Here is a 12,875-nt window from a genome sequence, read left to right on the forward strand (position 1 = left end):
TTACGGTATGTCCCGTCGGTCGGTCCGCGACCGACGCGGGGAACTCCAGCGGGAGACGCCATGACCTTGATCAGACGCGCGCGCACGATGGCCGACCCCCGGCCGGAGACCATCCCGGAGGGCGGACTGTGAGCGTCGTCGCGGTCGCCGTCATCCTCGGGGTCCTCGTGGTGATGGCGACCCGCGCCGGCCAGGTCCGGGCGGGCGCGGCCGTGCTGTGCATCCTCTTCGGCCTGGTGCTGGGCGCGACGCCGGCCGGCCCCGCCGTCAACGAGTTCCTCACGTCGATCGGGCAGGGGATCTGGGAGACGCTGCAGGCCTGGTGAGGCCGCCGGTCGAGGCGTAGCGCACCGGGCCCGGGTGTGGTGTGATCCGCGGTCATGGGCCAGGACCGCAGCGAAACCTCCCCGGCTGACGCCCCCCTCGCCGTCGACCACGAGCGCGTGGCGCAGGTCCTCGCCGCGGAGCGTGCGGAGACGCTCGAGCGACTCGCCGGACGCACGGCCGGTTTCGACGAGGTCGTGGCCGCCTCGCTGCACTCCAACGCCGACGACGAGCACGATCCGGAAGGCGCGACCCTCGCGTTCGAGCGCTCGCAGCTCGGCGCGTTGGTCCGGCAGGCGCGTGCGCACCTGCAGGAGATCGACGCCGCGACCGCGCGGCTCGCCGCTGGGACGTACGGCGTCTGCGAGCGGTGCGGTCGCCCGATCGCGACGGGTCGGCTCGAGGCGCGGCCGGCCGCCCGCACCTGTGTGGAGTGCGCGGCTCTGCGCTGAGGACTCTGCGCTGAGGGCACTGCGTGTGGAGGGCTCCGCGTCGAGGGCTCTCCGGCGAGCGACCCTGGCGTCAGACCTTGGCGTACCGCGCGCGGAAGAACGAGTAGACGCCGTACGCGGCGAAGCCGAGGGCGACGAGCGTGAGCAGCACCCGGCCGAACGGCAGCTCGAGCATCGTCCGCAGCGCGCCGTCGAGCCCGTCGGCCCGCGACGCGTCGTGCGTCGCGGCGGCCCACGCGAGCAGGACCCCCACGACCCCGAGCGCGACGCCCTTGGCGACATAGCCGACCCGCCCGGCCCGCTCGGCCCAGCGGCCGGGGTGCGCACGCAGGTCCTCGAGGAACTTCCGCCTGACGCCCTTGATCACGTGGTAGCCGCCGACGCCGACGACGGCGATCCCGACCACCGCGACCAGGACGCGCCCGAACGGCTGCGCCATGAGACCGGCGGTCGCGCTCGACCCGCCACCACCTGACGCGCCGCCCGAACCCGCGCCGCCCGAACCCGAGCCCTGCACGACGGTCGCGGTCGTCCACGCCAGGCCCAGGTAGACGACCGACTTCGCCGCCGTCTTGAGGCGGTCGACCGGCTCGCGGCGCACGAACGACTCCGCGAGCTGCCACAGCCCGAGCAGCACGAACCCGACCACGAGCACCCACAGCAGCGCGGACCCGAGCGGCGCCCCGGCGAGCGTCTGGAGCGCGCCGGCCTGGTCGGCGGACCCGCTGTAGGCGCTCCAGGCCAGCTGCAGCGCGATCCACGCGAGCAGGACGTGCAGCACGCCGTTCGCCGCGTAGCCGAGCCGGGCACCCTTCTCGAGCGCCGGGTGGTTGCCGGCTTCGCGGGCCGTCGAGCTCATCGAGGGGGACATGCCGCCCAGGATGGCAGCGCCGCCCTGGCCGCGCCGGGCGAACCGGGCGAACCGGGTGAGCTCACCCGGCGCGCGGTTGCCGCCGCCGTGGCTCGTCAGGTCCACCGGAACAGGCGCGCGGCCAGCGGGAACAGGACGACCACGTACGCCACGAGCACCAGCAGCTGCAGGGCCGGGAACCCGCCCTCGAACCACGCCGTCGTGAGCGCCTGGCTCGCGGCGCCCAGCGGCGTGTACTGGCTCACCGTGCGTACCGCCTCAGGCATGACCGGACCGGGCGTCCACATGCCGGCGAAGAACAGCATCGGGAAGTACACGAGCATGCCGATCCCCGAGGCCGAGGTTCCCTTCGGCGCACGCGCCGCGATCAGCAGCCCGACACCGAAGATCGCCCCCGCGCCCAGCACGAGCACCAGCAGCGCGGTCCCGACCTGTCGCGGCGCCGGTGCGTCGAACGCCAGCCCCGCCGCGACGAGCGCGAGCACCGACGCGACGACGAACGCCCCGAGCGCCACGACCACCTGGGCGACGAGCACCGCCTGCGGGCGCAGCGGCGTCGTCGACAGGCGGCGCAGCACCCCGCGCTCGCGGTGCGTCGCGATCGCGACCGGCAGCGTGCTGAGCGCGGGTGTCGCCATCGCCGTCGCCAGTGCGATCGGCACGAACACGTGGATCAGCTGCAGCCCGTCCCAGGGCGCGGGCACGTCCGTGAGGGTCTCCCGCACGCCCGGGAAGGCGAAGCCGACGCCCAGGACCAGCACCGCGGGGAAAGCGAGCGCGAAGAACGCCGCCCCGGGGTCACGCAGGAACAAGCGGACCTCCGAACGGGTCAGGGCACGCAACGCACGCGCGCCGTCGGCACGGGACAACCCTGAGGGCCGGACGGAGGGGGCTGCGGCGGCGCTCATGAGCGGACCTCCACGTGGTCGGTCGGGTGGGACGAGGGCGGGTGGGGCCCGCCCGGGTGAGGGGACGGGGGCGGCTGCGAGGGTGCTGCCCCGGAAGGGTCCGCGCCCGTGACCGCGACGAACACGTCCTCGAGCGTGCGGCCGAGCGTGCGGACGTCGTCGGGCACGACGCCGTGACGCGAGAGGGCGAGGATCGTCGCCGGCAGCACGTGGCCGTCGCCCGTGACCTCGATCTCGCCGGTGGAGTCGACGCGGGTGAGCGCGTGGACCTCGGGCAGTGCGGCGACCTCGGCCGCCACCTCGGCGGGCGTCCCGCTCGGTAGCCGCATCCGGAGGGCACGCCGGTCGCCGTCGCCCTGGACGAGCCCACGCGGTGTCCCGGAGGCGACGATCCGACCACGGTCCACGATCACCACGCGGTCGCAGAGCCGCTCGGCCTCGTCCATGAAGTGGGTGACGAGCACGATGGTCACGCCGCGGTCGCGCACGCGTTCGATCAGCCCCCACGTGTCGCGGCGGGCCTGCGGGTCGAGGCCGGTGGTGAGCTCGTCGAGCACCGCGATCTCGGGGTCGCCGACCAGCGCGAGCGCGATGGACAGGCGCTGCTGCTGCCCGCCCGACAGGTCGCCGAACGCCGTCCCGGCCTTCTCCGTGAGCCCGAGGAGGCGCATGAGCTCGGCCGGGTCGGCCGGGCGGGGGTAGAAGGCGGCGTAGAGCTCGAGCGCCTCGCGGACCCGCAGGCGCGCGGGGAGCGTGGCCTCCTGGAGCTGCATCCCGAGACGGGCGCGGACGGCCGCGGGGTCGCGCTGGGGGTCGACGCCGAGCACACGCACCGAGCCCGAGTCGGCCCGCCGCACCCCGGCCAGGCACTCGACGAGCGTCGTCTTGCCCGCGCCGTTCGGCCCGAGCACCCCGACGATCTCCCCGCGCCCGACGGCGAGGCTCACGCCGTCGACGGCGACCTTGGGGCCGTAGGTCTTGCGGAGGTCGCGGATCTCGATGACGGGGTCCATGCCCCTTCCTTCCTCTCGCCGGGGTGTGCGACTCAGGACTGCGCCGTGCGACTCATGACCGCACCGCGCGGATCGGGACGCGGCGCGCGATCAGGTGGTAGGCCGTCGCGCCGCCGACCAGGCCGACCACGACCAGAGCGGCCGACGCAGCGGGAGCGAGGTCGAGCCCCGAGTCCCAGAGGCCGACCGCGAACGCCGAGGCCACGAGGTAGATCGGCGCGAGCGTGAGGAGCAGCGCCACGGTCCCACGAAGTCCGCCGAAGCGGTAGTACGCGATCCCCACCAGGAGCCCGCTGATCTGGCCCCCGACGAAGGTGGGCACGAGCATCCCGAGCGTGGGCAGGAAGCCCGCTGCCAGGTCGAGGTCCTGGTCGAGCCCCGCGACGTGCGGCCAGCCCTTCGCCTCGTAGAGCAACCGCTCGAGCTCGAGCAGCACCGTCAGCACGAAGGCGTGGCCCGCTCCGGCGAGCACGCCCGCGGCGAGCGAGCCGACCGAGAAGTCGCGCCGGGTGATCCCGTGGGCGACGTGCACCGGGAGCAGCATGGCGGCGATGACGATCGCGAGGCTGAACGGGAACCACATCGCCCCGTAGCGCACGAACTGCACGATCGAGAGCTCGACCTCGCCGACCCGGTCGATCGCGAACGTCGCCACGCCGACCGGCACGAGCGCGATCCCCCAGAACCACAGGCCGGGGAGGGCGTTGGTCCACAGGGTCGTGCGCATCGCACGCACCCACGGCGGGCGCTGCCTCGACTGCGCGGCGGGCCGCGCGGGCCGCGCGGTGGTGGTGCTCATCGTGACTCCTCACCGGTCAGGTGGATGAACAGGTCCTGGAGGGGGACCGCGCCCAGGTCGACGCCCGCGCTCCGCGCCCGGGCGAGCCGGGCGTCGTCGAGGTCGTCGAACACCGTGACCTGGCGCGTGGCCCCGAGGTCGCGGGTCGCCACGACGGTCAGGCCGTCGACCGCGGCGGCGACCGCGGAGGCGGCGCCCGTGAGCGTCACCCCCTTGGCGCGTAGCGCGTCGACCTCGTCCGAGAGCAGCACCCGGCCGGCGTGCAGGATGACGACGCGCTCGAGCAGGTGCTCGATCTCGCCGATGAGGTGACTCGACAGGATCACCGTGCGCGGGTGCTCGATCACGTCGGCCAGCAGCAGGTCGTAGAAGAGCTGCCGGGTCGGCGCGTCCATGCCGAGGTACACCTCGTCGAGGATCGTCAGCGGTGCCCGCGACGCGAGCCCGACGACGGCGCCCAACGCCGACCGCTGCCCGCGGGACAACGCCGAGACGGCCTTCCTGCGGTCGAGCCGGAAGAGGTCGACGAGCTCGTCGGCACGGTCGGCGTGCCAGGTGGACCGGATGTCGCCCAGGAGCCGGAGGTTCGACCTCACGCTCGCGTCGGAGAGCAGGTCACCCGACTCCCGGACGAGGCCGGTCCCGCCCATCACGCGCGCGTTCTCGAAGGGGTCCACGCCGTCGACGAGGACGCTGCCCGAGCTCGGCGTCCGCAGGCCCGCGAGGGTCGAGAGCAGCGTCGTCTTGCCCGACCCGTTGCGGCCGAGGAGGCCGTGGAGGCCGCCCGCGGGCAGGTCGAACGTGGCGCCGTCGAGCGCCGTCGTCGCGCCGAAGCGCACGGTCAGGTCGCGTGCGGCGACCGGGTAGCCGCTCATCGCGCGTCTCCTTCCGGTTCGGTGGCGGAATCGGTGGTGGAGCTGTCGGCGGCGGAGCTGTCGGCCGCGGAGCCGCGGATGTGGCGGGCCAGCTGGTCCGCGGTGATGCCGAGGACGGCTGCCTGGGCGAGCACCGGGTCGAGGACCTCGGTGAAGAACCGCGCGCGGTGCTCGGCCAGCAGCCGGCCGCGCGCGCCCGCCGCCACGAACATGCCGACGCCGCGGCGCTTGTAGAGCACCCCCTCGTCGACGAGCTCGGCGAACGCCTTGGCGGCCGTCGCCGGGTTGATCCGGTACGTGGTCGCGTACTGGGTCGTGGACATCACCTGCTCCTCCTCCCCGAGCACGCCCGAGAGGACCTCGGCGCGGACCTGCTCGGCGATCTGCACGTAGATCGGCTCGCGTCCTTCGAACACGGCGCCGCCTTCCTCGTTCTCTGGTTAGTTACACAAGTAATGAACCATAGAAGCGGTACGTGTGGCAAGAGGCGGCGTGAGACGGACGGCCCGGGTCGTCGGGCTGGTCGACGTCGGGCGCGCGTGAGCTGTCAGGCGCTTCGCGAGCCATCGACCGCGGGAGGTCTGACACGTCGTGGGGCCTCCGACGTGTCAGGCGTGGCGCGTGCCCTGGGGCGCGGGAGGTCTGACACGTCGAAGCCTTCTCAGGCGCGCGGAGCGTGCCGCTCGAGGAACGTGTAGACCTCGGTCTGGTCGACGCCGGGGAACGCGCCGGTCGGCAGCGCGGCGAGCATGCTCGCGTGCGGACGGGCGCTCGGCCACGACTTGGTGCCCCACCGCTGGGTGAGGTCGGCGGGCGCGCGACGGCAGCAGTCCGGGTCCGGGCAGCGCGACTGGGCGCGCTCGGTGGTCTCGCGGCCGAGGAACCAGCGCACGTGCGCGAACGGCACGCCGACGCTCACCGAGAACTCGCCGTCGGGCGAGGCCTGCACGCGCGAGGTGCACCAGTAGGTGCCCGACGACGTGTCCGTGTACTGGTAGTACGGGCTGAACCGGTCCGGGATCTGGAACACGACCCGAGCGGTCCAGTGCCGGCAGACCGGCTGGCCCTCGATCGAGCCGAGCGGGTCGCTCGGAAAGCGCACGCCGTCGTTCTCGTACGCCTTGTGCAGCGTGCCGCTCTCGTGAGCCTTCATGAAGTGGACCGGGATGTCGAGGTGCCGGGTCGCGAGGTTGGTGAACCGGTGAGCGGCCGTCTCGTACGGCACCGCGTATGCGTCGCGCAGGTCCTCGACCGACAGCCGGCGCTCGGCCTTGGCCTCCTTGAGCAGCGCGACGGCGCCGTCCTCGGGGAGCATGAGCGCGGCGGCGAGGTAGTTGGACTCGACGCGCTGGTGCAGGAAGTCGCCGTACCCGGTCGGCTCGGTGTGGCCCAGCACGTGGCTCGCGAGCGCCTGGAGCAGCGGTGACCGCGGGTCGCTCGAGCTGTTCACCGCGTGCGGCAGGTAGATGCGGCCGTTCTCGAGGTCGGTGACCGAGCGGGTCGAGTGCGGCAGGTCGTGCACGTAGTGCAGCGAGAAGCCGAGGTGCGCCGCGAGGTCGGCCGTCGCGCGCTGCGACAGCGGGCCGCCCGGGTGGTCGATCGCCGTCAGCAGCGCTCGGGCGTGCGCCTCGAGCTCGGGGAAGTAGTTGTCGCGTGCGCGCATCATCGCGCGCAGCTCGGAGTTGGCGCGCCGGGCCTCCTCGGGCGTCGCCGCGTTCTCCGTGAGGAGCCGCTGGATCTCGGCCTGCAGCCCGACGATGGTCTCGAGCGCGTCGGTCGGCAGGGACTTGCCGACCTTGACCGTCGGCAGCTCGAGCGCGGAGAAGAGCGGCCCGCGCTGCGCGCGCTCGAGCTGGATCTCGAGCGCGGCCCGCCTGCTGGGCGCCTCGCTCGCGAGCAGCTCGGCGAGCGGCACCCCGAGCGCGTTGGCGACCTGCTGGAGGAGCGAGAGCTTCGGCTCGCGGTGCCCGTTCTCGAGCATCGAGATCTGCGAGGCCGCGCGCCCGACGGCGGCACCGAGCTCGTCGAGCGTCATGCCCTGCGCGGTGCGCAGGTGCCGGATCCGGCGTCCGACGACGAGGGTGTCGATGCCTGCGTCGTCCGTCGGCACCGGTCGGGTCAGGGGGGCGGCGGGCGCGCGCTGGTCCATCAGGGTCATGGAAGCAGGGTGACAGGGCCGCACGCTTCCGTCCAGCAGAAGTTCCCGATTTCTTCTGCTCAATCGGTTGGTGAAAAGGGGTTGACCTTCCGGCAGGGTGGTCGTCACCAGCCAGTGAGCACCACGTGAACGACCCAACGGAGGACATCGTGAGCACCGACAACCCGACCCGCCCCGGCGACCAGCGTCAGACCGCGGCCGAGCTTGCCGAGCAGTGGGCCACCGACCCGCGCTGGGCCGGGGTGAAGCGCAACTACACCGCCGAGGACGTCATCGCCCTGCGCGGCTCGGTGCGCGAGGAGCACACGCTCGCCCGTCGCGGCGCCGAGAACCTGTGGAACCTGATCCACTCGGAGGAGTGGGTGCCGGCCCTCGGCGCGATGACGGGCAACCAGGCGGTCCAGCAGGTCCGCGCGGGCCTCAAGGCGATCTACCTGTCCGGCTGGCAGGTCGCCGCCGACGCCAACCTCTCGGGCCAGACGTACCCGGACCAGAGCCTGTACCCGGCGAACTCGGTGCCCGCCGTCGTCCGCCGCATCAACAACGCGCTGCTGCGCGCCGACCAGATCGAGACCAACGAGAAGGGCGCCCCGGACCGCGAGTGGGTCGTCCCGATCGTGGCCGACGCCGAGGCCGGCTTCGGTGGCCCGCTCAACGCCTACGAGCTCATGTCGTCGATGATCACGTCCGGCGCGGCCGGCGTGCACTGGGAGGACCAGCTGGCGGCCGAGAAGAAGTGCGGCCACCTCGGCGGCAAGGTGCTCATCCCGACCTCGCAGCACGTGCGCACGCTGAACGCGGCCCGCCTCGCCGCCGACGTCGCGGGCGTCCCCACCATCGTCATCGCCCGCACCGACGCGCTCGCCGCCGACCTGCTGACGTCCGACATCGACCCGCGCGACCAGCCGTTCCTCACGGGCGAGCGGACGTCGGAGGGCTACTACCGGGTCAAGCCGGGCCTCGACGCCGTCGTCGCCCGCGCCGAGGCCTACGCCGAGTACGCCGACCTGATCTGGGTCGAGACCGGTGAGCCCGACATCGAGCTGGCCCGCGAGTTCGCCGAGCGGATCCACGCCAAGTTCCCGGGCAAGCTGCTCGCGTACAACTGCTCGCCGTCGTTCAACTGGAAGGCCAAGCTGGACGACGACCAGATCGCCGGCTTCCAGAAGGAGCTCGCGGCGCTCGGGTACGCCTTCCAGTTCATCACGCTGGCCGGCTTCCACGCGCTCAACTACTCGATGTTCTCGCTGGCCAAGGGCTACGCGGAGAACGCGATGACCGCCTACGTCGAGCTGCAGGAGGCCGAGTTCGCGGCCGAGGCCGACGGCTACACCGCGACGCGTCACCAGCGCGAGGTCGGCACCGGCTACTTCGACAAGGTCGCGACGGCTCTCAACCCCGAGAGCACCACGCTGGCGCTCGAGGGCTCGACCGAGACCGAGCAGTTCCAGCACTGATCGATCCCGTCCGACTCACCCGCAGCATCCCGCAGTTTCCCGAGAGGAGTTCGCCATGTCCCCCAGCACGACCACCACCGGCACGACACCGCACCTCGAGATCACCGGTCCGGTCGTCGCCGGGGTCACCGAGATCCTCACTCCCGAGGCGCTGGCCTTCCTCGCGGAGCTCCACACGCGGTTCGTCGGACGTCGGCACGACCTGCTCCTCGCGCGGCAGCGGCGTCGCGCCCGTTTCGCCGACGGGCGCGACCCGCGCTTCCGCCCCGAGACGCAGTACATCCGCGAGGACCCGAGCTGGCGCGTGGCCGGCGCCGGCCCGGGCCTCGAGGACCGTCGGGTGGAGATCACGGGCCCGACGGACCGCAAGATGACCGTCAACGCGATGAACTCGGGCGCCAAGGTGTGGCTCGCCGACCTCGAGGACGCCACATCCCCGACCTGGGAGAACATCGTCGGCGGCCAGCTCAACCTGGTGCACGCGATCCGCCGGCAGATCGACTTCACCTCGGACGAGGGCAAGGAGTACCGCCTCGCCGAGGAGAACCCGACGATCGTCATGCGGCCCCGCGGCTGGCACCTGGCCGAGAAGCACCTGCGCTTCACGGACCGGGCGGGGCAGCGGTCGGCGGCGTCGGCCAGCCTGGTCGACTTCGGGCTGTACTTCTTCCACAACGCGGCGGAGCTGATCGCGCGGGGCAAGGGGCCGTACCTCTACCTGCCGAAGCTCGAGAGCTACCACGAGGCGCGGCTGTGGAACGACATCTTCGTGTTCGCGCAGGAGTACGTCGGCATCCCGCGCGGCACGATCCGGGCGACCGTCCTGATCGAGACGATCACGGCCGCGTTCGACATGGAGGAGATCCTCTACGAGCTGCGCGAGCACTGCGCGGGGCTCAACGCCGGCCGCTGGGACTACATCTTCAGCATCATCAAGAACTTCCGGAACCGCGGGCCGCGCTTCGTGCTCCCGGACCGCTCCGAGGTGAAGATGACGGTGCCCTTCATGCGGGCGTACACCGAGCTGCTCGTGGCGACGTGCCACAAGCGCGGCGCGCACGCCATCGGCGGCATGTCGGCGTTCATCCCGAACCGGCGCGACCCCGAGGTGACCGCCAAGGCGCTCGACCAGGTGCGCGCCGACAAGGAGCGCGAGGCCACCGCCGGCTACGACGGCTCGTGGGTCGCGCACCCGGACCTCATCCCGGTGGCGCAGGAGGTGTTCGACCGCGTGCTCTGCGACAAGCCGAACCAGGTCGACCGGCTGCGCGACGACGTGCACGTCGAGGCGTGGCAGTTGCTCGACATCGGCTCCGCCGGCGGTCAGGACCAGGTCACCGACGCGGGCGTCCGGCACAACGTGTCGATCGGCGTCCGGTACATCGAGTCCTGGCTGCGGGGGGTCGGCGCCGCGGCGATCGACAACCTCATGGAGGACGCCGCGACGGCCGAGATCTCGCGCTCGCAGATCTGGCAGTGGATCCACCAGGACGTCGTGACGTCCGAGGGCCACCGCGTCACGCACGCCTGGGTCGAGGAGATCCTCGCCGAGGTGGTCGCGGAGCTGCCGCGCACCGAGGGCGACCGCGTCGACGACGCGGTGCACGTGTTCCGTGCCGTCGCGCTCGCCGAGGACTTCCCGACCTTCCTCACGATCACGGCGTACACGCGGTACCTCGTGCAGGCCGAGCGGCGTCGTCCCCAGCCGGACGCCGAGCAGGCCGCCTGAGGTCTCGCGCACCGCACCACTGCCCGGACGACCGCTGCTCGCACCACCGACGACGGCGCCGCACCCCACCCGGGGCGCGGCGCCGTCGTCGTGCGCGGCCCGGCCGGCCCGGTGCAGGGGATCGCGGCGATGTGTCAGACGTAGCGCGCGCCCGGGACCGCGCCTGGCCTGACTCGTCGACCGAGTGCAGGGGATCGCGGCGATGTGTCAGACGTAGCGCGCGCCCGGGACCGCGTGCGGCCTGACACGTGCGTGCGGACGCCTGCCGTGATCGCCGCGGGCGAACAATGCCGTCGCGGAAAAGTCTTGGCTGGCGCCGCCTCGGCACGTACGGTCGTGCGATCGGGAAAGGAGGTGGTCCAGGAGTGCATGATCCTCGGACGCGAGAGGTGACTGTCCGCTAGTCGCCGCACCTGTTCCAGGTGCACCCGGACGGACTGCTGTTCGTTCTCGAGGCCGCGCGGCGGCCAGCGAGTCCCAGGCAGTCACCGCAGCCCGTGGGCGCCGCGATCTCGTCCATCGCGGCACGGCTCCACCAGGAGCCCGGCCCACGGGCTGTTCCCTGCTCCGCCACCCCTCACTCCTTCCCTCGCGAGTGAGAGGCTGGCCCGATGGTGGAGCTCAAGAGCCGCGGGCAGATCGATCGGATCCACGCGGCCGGTCGGTTCGTCGCCGCGGTCCTCGTGTCGGTGCGCGAGCAGGCCAAGGTCGGCGTCAGCCTGCGGGAGCTCGACGCCCACGCGCACGCGATGATCGACGACGCCGGCGCCCGCTCCGTCTACCTCGGCTACCACCCCTCATTCGGCGCCATGCCGTACCCGGGCGTGCTGTGCACGTCGGTCAACGACGCGGCGCTGCACGGCCTGCCGTCGGACCACGTCCTCGTCGACGGCGACCTCCTCAGCATCGACTTCGCCGCCGCCGTCGAGGGCTGGGTGGCGGACTCGGCGATCTCGTTCCAGGTCGGCACGCCCGATGCCGAGAGCCGGCGCCTGATCGACGTCACCGAGCGGGCGCTCGCGGCGGGCATCGCGGCCGCGCAGCCCGGCGGCCGGATGGGCGACATCTCGGCCGCGATCGGCGCGGTCGGGTTGGGCGCCGGCCTCGGGGTGAACGCGGACTTCGGCGGCCACGGCGTCGGGCGCACGATGCACGAGGAGCCGCACGTCCCCAACCTGGGCCGCGCCGGTCGCGGCATGATCCTGCGGCCGGGACTCGTCATCGCGATCGAGCCGTGGTTCATGGCGGGCGGCGACGGGTACCGGATCGACGCCGACGGCTGGACCATCCGCTCGGCCGACGGCTCGCGCGCCGCGCACGCCGAGCACACGATCGCGATCACGGGCAACGGACCGGTCGTCCTCACGGCCCGCGACTGACTGCGGTCACCACGCCGCGGTCACCTCGCGTGGGACGATCTCGCGGTGACCGGCACCGACGCACCTACCAGCACCGGTTCGTGGCAGCTCCGGCCGCGGGAGGTCGTGCTCGCCTGGGTGACGGGCTTCGTCTGGGCGGTCGTGGCGACGATCGCGCTCGCCCTCGTGGGCAGCGGGCAGACCCTCGGACCCGAGGCCGGGACTGCGGGCTCGGCGGGGACAGCCGCCGCCGTCCTGGGGATCGTCCCCGCGCTCGTGATCGGGCTGCCCGCATGGTTCGGGCTCTCGCGACTGCTCCGCGCCGAGCGTCGGCAGTGGGCGCACGTCCTCTGGTTCGCGCTCGTCGGCCTGGTCCTGGCCAGCGCGATCAGCGCGGCCCTCTTCGGACAGGTGATCACCGGCGGTCTGCTCGACGCCCCGGGCGGGACCCTCACATCGTCCGACGCGGCCGACCTGCTCCGAATCTCGCTTCTGCTCGGCGCGCCCTGGGGCGTCGGCGCCGCCGTCGGGCGGGCGGCCGTGATCCCGCTGGTCCGTCGGCGCCTCGCGGCGACCCCGGCGACGATGGCCGCATGACCGCGTCTCGGACTCGATGTCAGCGGTGGGTGGCAGCATCATGGAGTCACGAGAGGAGTTCGTCATGGGACCGAGAACGATTGAGGTCACTCCGACCGAACTGGCGACGCGCCGTGCGGGGGTGCTGGAGTCCCTCGGCATGACGCGGGAGCAGTTCCGCGAACGTGTGCGTGAGGGCTCACTGTCCCCGGCCGAGTGGGACGCACGGGTCAAGTCCTGGGGAGTGGTGTAGCGGTGCGGTGTGACCCCTGGGGTGTTTTCAGGCCGTGAGGGCCAGGGTTGGGTCGGTCACCTCCTGGTCGCCGGGGACGAGGTTGAGGTGGGCCTTGGCCAG

14 protein-coding genes are annotated in these 12,875 nt (G+C 72.7%); 7 read left to right on the forward strand and 7 right to left on the reverse strand.

The window, feature by feature from the left end; translation table 11 throughout:
* Positions 1-128 precede the first annotated feature (128 nt).
* Positions 129-326, forward strand: coding sequence for a hypothetical protein (locus HIR71_RS09640; RefSeq protein ID WP_169324841.1), 198 nt, complete (start codon positions 129-131; stop codon positions 324-326).
* A gap of 54 nt (positions 327-380) precedes the next feature.
* A complete protein-coding gene (locus HIR71_RS09645; protein WP_169324842.1) occupies positions 381-776 on the forward strand; it encodes a TraR/DksA family transcriptional regulator in 396 nt (131 codons plus the stop codon).
* A 70-nt stretch (positions 777-846) separates the two neighbouring features.
* On the opposite strand, the gene HIR71_RS09650 is transcribed toward HIR71_RS09645, so the two are convergent.
* The 7 genes from HIR71_RS09650 to HIR71_RS09680 form a co-directional block, all read right to left on the reverse strand.
* On the reverse strand, positions 847-1,752 hold the full coding sequence (locus tag HIR71_RS09650) for a DUF1206 domain-containing protein (RefSeq protein ID WP_311836201.1): 906 nt from the start codon (positions 1,750-1,752) through the stop codon (positions 847-849).
* Entirely contained in the window at positions 1,743-2,555 is an 813-nt protein-coding gene (locus HIR71_RS09655) for an ABC transporter permease (protein WP_169324843.1), read from the reverse strand. Before HIR71_RS09655 ends, HIR71_RS09650 begins: the two co-directional genes overlap by 10 nt.
* Entirely contained in the window at positions 2,552-3,568 is a 1,017-nt protein-coding gene (locus HIR71_RS09660) for an ABC transporter ATP-binding protein (protein WP_169324844.1), read from the reverse strand. The genes HIR71_RS09655 and HIR71_RS09660 overlap by 4 nt, the downstream gene beginning before the upstream one ends.
* A 52-nt stretch (positions 3,569-3,620) precedes the next feature.
* The gene (locus tag HIR71_RS09665) at positions 3,621-4,367 is read right to left on the reverse strand and encodes a hypothetical protein (RefSeq protein ID WP_169324845.1); all 747 of its coding nucleotides are present in this window, start codon (positions 4,365-4,367) and stop codon (positions 3,621-3,623) included.
* Positions 4,364-5,242 (reverse strand): ABC transporter ATP-binding protein, encoded by an 879-nt coding sequence (locus tag HIR71_RS09670; RefSeq protein ID WP_169324846.1) that lies wholly within the window; start codon positions 5,240-5,242, stop codon positions 4,364-4,366. The genes HIR71_RS09665 and HIR71_RS09670 overlap by 4 nt, the downstream gene beginning before the upstream one ends.
* Positions 5,239-5,658: a GntR family transcriptional regulator gene (locus HIR71_RS09675; protein ID WP_169324847.1), complete on the reverse strand. Its 420-nt coding sequence runs from the start codon at positions 5,656-5,658 to the stop codon at positions 5,239-5,241. Before HIR71_RS09675 ends, HIR71_RS09670 begins: the two co-directional genes overlap by 4 nt.
* A 245-nt stretch (positions 5,659-5,903) precedes the next feature.
* Positions 5,904-7,391, reverse strand: a complete 1,488-nt coding sequence (locus HIR71_RS09680; RefSeq protein WP_249051738.1) for a helix-turn-helix domain-containing protein — start codon at positions 7,389-7,391, stop codon at positions 5,904-5,906.
* A 158-nt stretch (positions 7,392-7,549) separates the two neighbouring features.
* Between HIR71_RS09680 and aceA the strand changes: the two genes are divergently transcribed.
* The 5 genes from aceA (at position 7,550) to HIR71_RS09705 (ending at position 12,773) form a co-directional block, all read left to right on the forward strand.
* Positions 7,550-8,857: an isocitrate lyase gene (gene aceA / locus HIR71_RS09685; RefSeq protein WP_311836202.1), complete on the forward strand. Its 1,308-nt coding sequence runs from the start codon at positions 7,550-7,552 to the stop codon at positions 8,855-8,857.
* A 55-nt stretch (positions 8,858-8,912) separates the two neighbouring features.
* Positions 8,913-10,586, forward strand: a complete 1,674-nt coding sequence (gene aceB, locus HIR71_RS09690; protein ID WP_169324849.1) for a malate synthase A — start codon at positions 8,913-8,915, stop codon at positions 10,584-10,586.
* A 611-nt stretch (positions 10,587-11,197) separates the two neighbouring features.
* Positions 11,198-11,965, forward strand: coding sequence for a type I methionyl aminopeptidase (gene map / locus HIR71_RS09695; protein WP_169324850.1), 768 nt, complete (start codon positions 11,198-11,200; stop codon positions 11,963-11,965).
* 45 nt (positions 11,966-12,010) lie between these two features.
* Positions 12,011-12,541, forward strand: a complete 531-nt coding sequence (locus tag HIR71_RS09700) for a hypothetical protein (RefSeq protein ID WP_169324851.1) — start codon at positions 12,011-12,013, stop codon at positions 12,539-12,541.
* Positions 12,542-12,605: 64 nt separating this feature from the next.
* The gene (locus HIR71_RS09705) at positions 12,606-12,773 is read left to right on the forward strand and encodes a hypothetical protein (RefSeq protein ID WP_169324852.1); all 168 of its coding nucleotides are present in this window, start codon (positions 12,606-12,608) and stop codon (positions 12,771-12,773) included.
* Positions 12,774-12,875: the final 102 nt, after the last annotated feature.

It is taken from the genome of Cellulomonas fimi (assembly GCF_012952065.1).
GTDB classification, from domain to species: Bacteria; Actinomycetota; Actinomycetes; order Actinomycetales; family Cellulomonadaceae; genus Pengzhenrongella; species Pengzhenrongella fimi_A.